This window comes from Mesorhizobium sp., from assembly GCF_004962925.1.
GTDB lineage: Bacteria > Pseudomonadota > Alphaproteobacteria > Rhizobiales > Rhizobiaceae > Mesorhizobium.
On record NZ_SUEO01000094.1, the window covers coordinates 14,788 to 22,255 of the forward strand.

The following is a 7,468-nucleotide window of genomic DNA, read 5'->3' on the forward strand; positions in this document are numbered from 1 at the left end:
CGACGCCTATGTGCGGACGAATTTCGTGGCCGAGATGTGAGGCGCTCGCCGCGCCGGGCTGCCTTTCGCGGACGATCGCGACGACCAATGGCTGCACGCCTTTCAGGCATAGTGCGATGCCGCCATTGGCCCCTTGAACGGTCAAGTGGGACACGCGTAACATCGCCATCTGAATTGAGTCTGCTTCATTCGTCCGGGCTAATGTCCGGATTGGTCTGGGTATTTCCCTTGCGTACGGATGCAACCAGCGGCGCGGCGAAGCGCGGCAAATCGTTTGTCCATGTGGCGGAAGCCTCCTGGGGCAAAGGCCTCAGCACCCTGCTGCGTATCGTTCGACTGACGCTGCGCCATCCCTGGCAAGTCGCCATCACCATCATTTCGACCTTCATTGCCGCCACGCTGCAGCTTTTCATTCCACGCTTGCTGGGACGCGCCATCGATCAGGCGCAGGGCGTCTTGACTGCTGGTGCTGGTCCTGCGGCAGAGCACGCGCTGTGGAACACGGCGCTCACGCTGCTCGTCGTCAGCATCCTGCGCGGCCTCTTCACTATGGCGCAGAACTACTATGGCGAGGCCGTCGGCCACCGGACCGGCTATGAATTGCGGCTGGCTTTCTATGAGAAGATCCAGCGCCTGAGCTTCTCCTTCCATGACCGGGTCCATACCGGCGATCTCATCACGCTCGGCCTGCTCGATCTCGACGGCGTGCGCATGTTCTTCTCCACCGGCATCCTGCGCGTCGTGCTGCTCGGCGTGCTGATCGGCGTCGGCGCTTATCTGCTGATCAGCACCGATCTCGTGCTCGGGCTGCTCAGCCTGAGCTTTGTGCCGTTCGTCGCTTGGCGGTCCTCGGTCACGCAGCTGGCGCTGCGCAGCACCTGGCTGACGTTGCAAGAGCGGCTGTCGGTGCTGAGCCGGGTGATGGATGAGAACCTCGGTGGCATCCGTGTCGTGCGTGCTTTTGCGGCGCAGCGGCATGAGCTGGAAAAGTTCGACCGCGCCAAGCAGGATGCGCTGGACCTCGCCAACCAGCGCGTCGGCATCCGCGTCAGCAACACCAGCGCCATGAACTTCTCGTTCCTCGCCGCCATGGGCTTGGTGCTCTGGTTCGGCGGCCAGAAGGTGATTGCGGGCCAGATCAGCGTCGGCACGCTGGCCCAGTTCCTCACCTTCATGACCATCTTGCAGATGCCAGTGCGCCAGCTCGGCCTGATGGTCAATTCATTCGCCCGCGCTTCGACCTGCGGCACGCGACTGTTCGAACTGCTGGACACCGAACTCGATATCGAGGACGCACCCGACGCCAGGGACCTTGTCGTCACTGACGGTATGCTGCGCTTCGAGGATGTCGGCTTCCGCTACGCGGGCGCTGGCCGCCCGACGCTATCCGGGATCTCCTTCGAGGCAAGATCCGGCCAAACCATCGGCATTGTCGGTCCGCCCGGCAGCGGCAAGTCGACCATCGCGCACCTGATCCCGCGCTTCTACGATGTGACGTCAGGTGCCATCACCATCGATGGCCAGGACATCAGCAAGGTCACGCTGCAATCGCTGCGCAAGGCGGTCGGCGTGGTGCAGCAGGACGCATTCCTGTTCACCACCTCGATCGAGAACAACATCGCCTACGGCAATCCATGGGCGCGCGAGACCCGCATCGGGCAAGCCGCCGAGTATGCCCAATTGCACAACTACATCATCGGGCTTCCGGCGGGCTACACCACAGTCGTTGGCGAACGCGGCGCGTCGCTTTCCGGCGGCCAGCGCCAGCGCCTGACCATCGCCCGCAGCCTGATGCTGCGGCCATCGGTGCTGGTCTTCGACGATTCAACTGCTGCCATCGACGCCGGCACCGAGCAGCGGATCCGGGCAGCGATGAAACGCTTCGCCAAGGACCGCGTGACGCTCATCATCTCGCACCGGCTGAGTTCACTGATGCATGCCGACCAGATCCTGTTCGTGGAGGGCGGCCGGATCGTCGAGCGCGGCACGCATGAGGAACTGCTGGCGCTCGGCGGACGCTACCGCGCCCTTTACGACCTGCAGCTGCGGCCGGACGATGACCGACCCGTCGTAACGGGAGCCGCGTGATGTCGACACATAGCGGCGACGAGAAGGAAGACACCAGCGGGCGGCCGACAAAGGCGGTCGTCGGCTCGCACCGCGACGAGGAAGAAGTCTTCGGCAAGGCCTATGATCCGCGCATCGTGCGGCGCATCTGGAACTTCGTGAAACCCTATCGGGGCCGGATTTACATCTCGGTCGCGGCGGTCCTGGTGTTCACGCTGACGCAGCTGGCGATCCCGCTGGTCATCCGCTACGCCATCGACCACGGCATGGCGGCGGGCAGGCTCGACCGGTCGGTGATGATCTGGGCGACGGGCGCCTTCGCGACGATCATCCTCATCAACTACGGCGCCAGCTATGTGCAGGAGAGCGTCGTCGGCAAGGTGGCCGAAAACGTGCTCTCCGACCTGCGCCGCGCCATGTTCAGCCACCTGCAGCGGGTCTCGCTGAGCTTCATGGACAAGACCGAGGTCGGCCGGCTGATGTCGCGCCTGCAGGGCGATGTGAATTCAATGCAGGAATTCCTTGAAACGTCGGTGATGTCGGTGGGCGACATCGTGCTGTTGTTCGGCATCGTCAGCGTCCTGCTCTGGCTCGATTTCCGGCTCGGGCTGCTGACGCTGTCGACCATGCCGGTGCTGTTCATCGTGCGCCTGTTTTGGCTGCCGCGCGCCAAGGTCGCCTTCATGGCGGCGCATGAAACCAACTCGATCGCCAACGGTGCGCTGGCCGAAGGCATCCATGGCGTTCGCACGGTGCAGAGCCTGGAACGCCAGCATGTCAATTTCGACCTTTATGACGAGAAGGTGCTGGCCAATCTCAATGTCCATCTGAGGTCGGCCAGGTATGCGCAGGTGATGGTGCCGATCGTCGACACGCTGACCGGGTTCGCCATGGCGACAGTCATCGTCGTGGGCGGCTCGATGGTGCTGTCGCACAGCCTCGACGTCGGCATCATGGTGGCGTTCCTGTTCTACATCCAGCGCTTCTTCGACCCGATCCGCTCGCTCACCATGCAGTACAGCGTGATGCAGCGCGCCATGGCTTCGGGCCAGCGCATCTCAGAAGTGCTCGACGTGCCGGTGGACGTCAGCGATAAGGACAATGCTGTTAAGCTGTCGCGCGACATGGACGGCACGGTCGAGTTCAGGAACGTCACCTTCGGCTACCGGCAGAACCTGCCGGTGCTGAAGAACGTCTCCTTCCGCGTCAATCCGGGCGAGACCGTAGCACTTGTTGGCCCGACCGGATCGGGCAAGTCCAGTTCGATGGCGCTGGTGCACCGCTTCTACGACGTCTGGTCCGGTCAGGTCCTGGTCGGCGGGCACGATGTGCGCGACCTGACACAGGATTCGCTCGGAGAGCAGGTGGCAATGGTGCTGCAGGAGCCGTTCCTGTTCTCAGGAACGGTGCTGGAGAACATCCGCTATCATAAAACCGGCGCCAACCGCGAGGAGGTGGTGCGCGCCGCACTGGCCGTCGGCGCGCACGACTTCATCGAGAACTTGCCCGATGGCTACGACACCGAGCTCGAGCAGCGTGGCGGCAATCTCTCGCTCGGCCAGCGCCAGCTGATCAGTTTCGCGCGCGCGCTGGTGGCCGACGCCAAGATCCTTGTGCTCGACGAAGCCACGGCCAGCATCGATTCCTATACGGAGATGCTGATCCAGAAGGCGCTGATAAAACTGCTGGAAGGCCGGACAGGGCTGGTTATTGCCCATCGCTTGGCCACCATCCGCGGCGCCGACCGAATCATCGTGCTGCAGAACGGCGAGATCGTCGAAAGCGGCAACCACGAACAGCTGATGGCAATAAAAGGCCTCTACGCCCGTCTCTACAACATGAACTACGCTTCGTTCGACGACATTTCCGAGGAAGAGATGGGAATGGACGCGGCCGTCGGCAAAGCGACGTGAGCAGGACTCGCGGAGCCGAACAGATAGCCCCTGCCGCCTTCTGCTAAGTGGAAGGAGAAGCCCGCAAACATTCCGGGTCACTTCTCAGCGAAAATCAATAGCTTGACCTCTCGGTCAGCGATCTTGGCAGCACGCACCCAAGAACATTACCGAACCAATCCGGGCGTATTCTCTGCGTGTTGGCACCGCCATGGCAAAGGCAACTGCGACCTCCGAATCTGCGAGAAGCCGGTCGGCGACGGATCCGCCGCCGAAGCCGTAAATCTCCGTCCTGCCCTTCGCCAACATAAGCGGCGACGCCTCAGGAATATTTCGCCAAGCCGTCATTCATAGCAATGGCGATTCAAGCCAGACTGCATCCGGGTGCGCGCATCATTAGAATATCTGCCCATCCTTCTGCAATGTCTCGAGAATGGCGATATCGATCCTGTCGAGCGGCATTGTTCGTGTATCCTGCGAAGGGATCCTCGACGATCACCATCTGCGCAACGGCCTCAACGTCCACAAGGGCAAGATCACCAACCGCGCCGTCGCCGAAGCGCTCGGCTACGAGCTAGTCGAGCCGAAGGCGGTTCTCGCCGCCTGACATCTCCAGGCCCGAAAGTTTCCTCCTGCCTCGCCCGCCGGTTCCCTGCCGGCGGGTTTTTTCTTGGCGATGATCGGCCAGCGTCTTCCCCTCCCCTTTCCATCCATGTTGCGGGACAGCCCGTCGGGGGGCGAAACGCTGGTCGACCAGGAAGCTGGACGCGCAATCCGAACTGGACATCGCCAGCCGAAATCCCCGGCTTTTCCTGATGTGACGAGCACCAGCGCCCCTCCCGTGAGCATGAGCTTTGGCGCCTCTGGGTGCGGTGCACTCGTTGCCGGTCTCGACTAGATCGTTACTGAGGAACAGGAGAACCTGCCCGCACCGGCGAGTCGGATTCTGCCGCTTTACATTCGGCCAGCTCTGCTCGTAGGAGTAGCCATCGTCGAGCGTGCTTCACGATAGAAAGCGATCGAGAACAGGCTTGGCAGCGAGTAATCAAGAACTCTCTAAGCGACGGAGCGCTGTTAAGAGTGTCACGATGTTGAGCGCGAGTTCTATCATGCCTTGCAACACGCCTTTACAGATAATTGGGCCGGCAGGACGCCTTAGACCTCTCGGTTGATGCATGGCGCGGGCATTATCGCGGTTGGACATGTCATGGACTTCCTCAACAGCGTTACGGGTGCTGCTATACGCGACGAATTCGCGAGCGGCTTGCGGCTGTTAAAGAGAAAGACCGCTTGGAGCGAGGCGGGTGGGAGTTCGGCGCTAAGTGCCCACGTTGGAACGGAGTCAGCCAATTATCACTTCACCTAGTCCAGGTCCTCAAGCGGCGCCTGGCGGAATCCGTTAGGCAGCGTGAAAAGCCATGAGTTACGCAGTAAAAGAGATGTTCTATTCGTTGCAGGGCGAAGGTCGCCACACCGGGCGGCCGGCCGTTTTCTGCCGATTTGCAGGTTGTAACCTTTGGAGTGGCCGGGAGCGCGACCGAGCGAAAGCCGCCTGCAATTTTTGTGACACCGATTTCGTCGGCGTTAACGGCATTGGCGGTGGACGGTTCAACGATGCGACTTCTTTGGCAATCGCGATTGAGAATATGTGGGGCGGTGGAGCGTCCGAACGATTCGTCGTTCTCACAGGCGGTGAACCGCTTCTGAAGGTTGGCGATGAGATTTTATCGGAACTCCATGACCTCGGGTTCGAAATTGCCTTAGAAACTAACGGGACTCTGGCGGCGCCCAACACGATTGACTGGATCACGGTCAGTCCCAAGGGCGCGACAACCTTGGTACAAACCGCGGGAAATGAACTGAAACTAGTATTTCCGCAAGCCGGTCTAGATCCCGCGGGCTTCGAAAAGCTCGCATTCGACCACTTCCTTCTGCAGCCGCTCGACGGCCCCCAGCTCGAAGCAAATACAGCGGCGGCGATAGCTTATTGCCTGCAACATCCACGCTGGCGCCTGTCTCTGCAGACTCACAAATTTATGGGAATTCGATGAAAGTCACTCAAGCCTTTAGCTTCGAAGCTGCGCATCGCCTGCCCAATGTCCCCGCCAGCCATCGGTGCCATCGCATGCACGGACATTCCTATCGGATAGAGTTGACACTGGAGGGGCCAGTCGACCGCGAGAGCGGCTTCGTCGTCGATTTCTTTGATGTTGAAGACGTATTTGCCCCACTGCTCGCCCAACTCGACCATCATTGCCTTAACGAAGTCGAGGGGTTGAACAATCCGACGGCCGAGAACATTGCGGTTTGGATCTGGAACCGGGTTAGGCCGCTTTTGCCACTGACCGCGGTAGTTGTCTACGAAACCCCGAACTGCTGGGCCGAATACAATGGCTGACCGGCAAGGTCTAGTACAGGCTACCGATGGTGCGCTCGTTCTTTTCTCCGGCGGCCAAGACTCTGCGACGTCCCTTGCCTGGGCCCTCGATCGATTCGAGCGCGTGGAGACGATTGGATTCGACTATCGGCAGCGGCATCGAGCCGAACTCGACGCTCGGAGTGAATTCCGGGCGGGCTTGGAACGTGATTTTCCGAAATGGGCCGCCAAACTCGGTGAGGATCGGGTGCTGGATCTATCTGTGCTTGGCGAGATCAGTGAAACCGCGTTAACGCGCGACGTTGAGATCGCGGCGACTGAATCGGGGTTGCCGAATACTTTCGTGCCAGGGCGGAACATCATCTTCCTCACATTTGCCGCTGCTGTCGCCTATCGTCGCGGTCTCAAGCACGTAGTGACTGGCGTTTGCGAAACAGACTTTTCCGGATATCCGGATTGCCGTGACGATACGGTGAAAGCGCTTCAAGTCGCCCTCAACTTAGGCATGGAGAGTCGTTTCGTTCTTGAGACCCCGCTTATGTGGATAGACAAGGCACAGACGTGGACCCTTGCCGAAGAACTAGGTGGGATGGCCCTGGTGAACTTGATCCGCACCAGCACTTTGACATGCTACGATGGGGAAGTCGGAACATCCACGAGTGGGGACGAGGCTGCGGCCTGTGCCCGGCATGCGAGTTGCGCGCGAAGGGATATCGACAGTTCGCCAAGCGAACTGCAACGCTTCCGCTGACGCAGGAGTTGTCCAATGGCTGAGATCGATCGCCTCCGTAGGACGGAAGGAATCGTGTTCGCTTGTGCTTTGCTGGAGCATCCCGCTTGCGAACCGGCTCATCGCGAATGTTGGGACAACCTGTGCCCAGAATGGTCCATGCCTGATCCCGGTGGCGCGCGTTTGAAGCCGATCCTCTCGCGAAGCTTGAGGCCTCATGTGCGCAGGCTGCTGTCGCCCGAGCTGCGGGTCAGGGTGACTGTCGCCGCCCCGTAGAAAAGCCCCGCGCAAATGGCGGTCACCGCGTCGGGAGATGTGGGAACCGCCCGCTTCGTTTCGAGCATAAATTCGTCGACCGTGAACAATCTTGACCGCTAAGCGGCAAGCTGCTTCGGCCGGTTC

4 protein-coding genes and 2 pseudogenes are annotated in these 7,468 nt (G+C 60.7%); all 6 read left to right on the top strand.

Annotated elements, in window-relative coordinates:
* The first annotated feature begins 228 nt into the window (after positions 1 to 228).
* The 6 genes and pseudogenes from E5W87_RS18980 to queC all read left to right on the top strand — a co-directional run bounded on the left by E5W87_RS18980 (position 229) and on the right by queC (position 7,110).
* Positions 229 to 2,088, top strand: a complete 1,860-nt coding sequence (locus E5W87_RS18980; protein ID WP_292400678.1) for an ABC transporter ATP-binding protein — start codon at positions 229 to 231, stop codon at positions 2,086 to 2,088.
* Positions 2,088 to 3,980, top strand: a complete 1,893-nt coding sequence (locus E5W87_RS18985; RefSeq protein ID WP_292400681.1) for an ABC transporter ATP-binding protein — start codon at positions 2,088 to 2,090, stop codon at positions 3,978 to 3,980. The genes E5W87_RS18980 and E5W87_RS18985 overlap by 1 nt, the downstream gene beginning before the upstream one ends.
* Before the next feature lie 463 nt (positions 3,981 to 4,443).
* Positions 4,444 to 4,566, top strand: a pseudogene (locus E5W87_RS18990) (alanine dehydrogenase); the annotation flags it as partial.
* Positions 4,567 to 5,377: 811 nt separating this feature from the next.
* On the top strand, positions 5,378 to 6,010 hold the full coding sequence (gene queE, locus E5W87_RS18995) for a 7-carboxy-7-deazaguanine synthase (RefSeq protein ID WP_292400684.1): 633 nt from the start codon (positions 5,378 to 5,380) through the stop codon (positions 6,008 to 6,010).
* Positions 6,007 to 6,357, top strand: coding sequence for a 6-carboxytetrahydropterin synthase QueD (gene queD / locus E5W87_RS19000; RefSeq protein ID WP_292400687.1), 351 nt, complete (start codon positions 6,007 to 6,009; stop codon positions 6,355 to 6,357). The genes queE and queD overlap by 4 nt, the downstream gene beginning before the upstream one ends.
* Positions 6,350 to 7,110: pseudogene (queC, locus tag E5W87_RS19005) on the top strand (7-cyano-7-deazaguanine synthase QueC). The gene queD and the pseudogene queC overlap by 8 nt, the downstream one beginning before the upstream one ends.
* The last annotated feature ends 358 nt before the right edge of the window (positions 7,111 to 7,468 follow it).

Excerpts from the sequence above, each read along its gene's own strand:
- E5W87_RS18985 (WP_292400681.1), top strand. The coding sequence starts at position 2,088 with ATGTCGACACATAGCGGCGACGAGAAGGAAGACACCAGCGGGCGGCCG.
- queE (WP_292400684.1), top strand. The coding sequence starts at position 5,378 with ATGAGTTACGCAGTAAAAGAGATGTTCTATTCGTTGCAGGGCGAAGGT.
- queD (WP_292400687.1), top strand. The coding sequence starts at position 6,007 with ATGAAAGTCACTCAAGCCTTTAGCTTCGAAGCTGCGCATCGCCTGCCC.